We start from the raw sequence: 908 nt of genomic DNA on the forward strand, positions 1-908 counted from the left end.
GCCCTCCCCCATGACGTCCACGGCGTGCTCGATGTGCCGGACCACGTCATCCACGGTGTCACCGCCCAGATAGACGGGGGCGAAGATGATGCCCACCACCCCGCCCCGGTCTGCGATGAAGCGCAGGGCTTCGTCGGAGAGGTTGCGCCAGCCGCCGCCTGCCGCGCGAACGCCCGTGTGCGAGCAGAAGAACCGGACCGAAGGGTGGGTGAAGAGATCCTTGAGGGTCGACTCCGAGGCATGCGCCACATCCACGCTCATGCCCAGCCGGGCCATCTCCTCCATGACATCCCGGCCCAGCGGTGTGAGGCCCCGGTTGCCCATCATCGGAAAGGAAGAGCCGCCCAGGTCGTTGTTGGACAGGTGGGTGAGGCCCATGAAGCGTACCCCACGCTGGTGAAGCTCGGACAGACGCGCCACCTGGCCTTCGATGGCGTGCCCCCCTTCCACGCCCAGCACCGCGGACAGCCGCCCTTGCGCGAGGTTGTCCTCCAGCATGGCGCCTGTCGTGGTGATGCGGGCGGCATCCCCGGAGCGCGCACAGAAGGATGCCATCTGCTCAATCTGCCAGAGCGCCCGGGTCCACTCGCTCGCCCGGGCCTCCCGGGGCCACCCCCGCCACGCTGCGAACACCGGGAAGCCTCCGATGAAGGGGAAGCCCCGGGTGACGATGGTGAAGCACTGGAGCTTCACCCCCGCCTCCCGCAGGCGGGGGAAGTCCACATGGCCCTCTTCAGAGCGTTCACACAGGTCGCGGTTCCACATGAGGGAATCCGCATGGCCGTCCGCGATGCACCACCGCTGGTGGAACTCTTTCACGTCACCCATGCGCGCAAGTCTGCCCACCCGCGTGCGCGAAACAAGCACCACCCGCGTCCCGGTGCTCACTCAACGTCCCTGCCCCGCCC

General features: G+C 68.2%; 1 protein-coding gene. It reads right to left on the reverse strand.

Going from position 1 to position 908, the window contains the following annotated elements; translation table 11 throughout:
• Positions 1–828 (reverse strand): dipeptidase (locus tag FL344_RS38170; RefSeq protein WP_141621950.1); only part of this gene is annotated, 828 nt, incomplete at its 3' end.
• Positions 829–908: the final 80 nt, after the last annotated feature.

This window comes from Myxococcus sp. AB036A, from assembly GCF_006547355.1.
GTDB lineage: Bacteria > Myxococcota > Myxococcia > Myxococcales > Myxococcaceae > Myxococcus > Myxococcus virescens.